Annotated in this window: 1 pseudogene; it reads left to right on the top strand. The window is 70.9% G+C overall.

The features are described from left to right. Nucleotides 1-549: pseudogene (locus AAE045_RS24150) on the top strand (hypothetical protein); the annotation flags it as partial.

Genomic DNA, 549 nt, shown 5'->3' with positions numbered 1-549 from the left:
CGGTGCCGTCAGCCAGCATCTGGCCCATGCCGCGGCGATCGGTGAGATCTTTGAGCTGGGCCAGGCGTTCGGTGAAATGACCTTGCCCAAGGCCTCTGGCGCGCGGCTGTTGCTACTGGCCGCTGGCAGCGGCATCACCCCGATGCGCGCGCTGCTGCGTCAGCTCGATGGTGCCGGCATGCCGGGCCAGGTGGACCTGGTGTATTGGGCACGCCGGCGTGAGGAAGTCTGTTTCGCCGAAGAGCTGGCCGCGCTGGCGGCGCGCCATCCCTCGTTCACGCTGCACATCGCGCTGACCCGCGACCCGGCGGCACCGGCGTCGCGTGTGGATGCATTCGCCTTCGCGACGCTGGGCGATCTGAGCACCGCCCGCACTCTGGTGTGCGGCCCGGGTGGCTTCGTCGATGCAGCGCAGGCGCGGCTGCAGGGCCAGGTCGCGTCGCTGCAGTCCGAGGCGTTCACACCGCCGGTGCTGCCGGATGCCGAAGAGGGCACGGTGCAGGTCGAACTGCGCCGCAGCGGCCGCACGCTTGCCCTGCCACGCGGCAC

Source organism: Dryocola clanedunensis (assembly GCF_038405435.1).
Classification (GTDB): Bacteria; Pseudomonadota; Gammaproteobacteria; order Enterobacterales; family Enterobacteriaceae; genus Dryocola; species Dryocola clanedunensis_A.
This window is presented reverse-complemented; position numbering and strand designations above follow the sequence as displayed.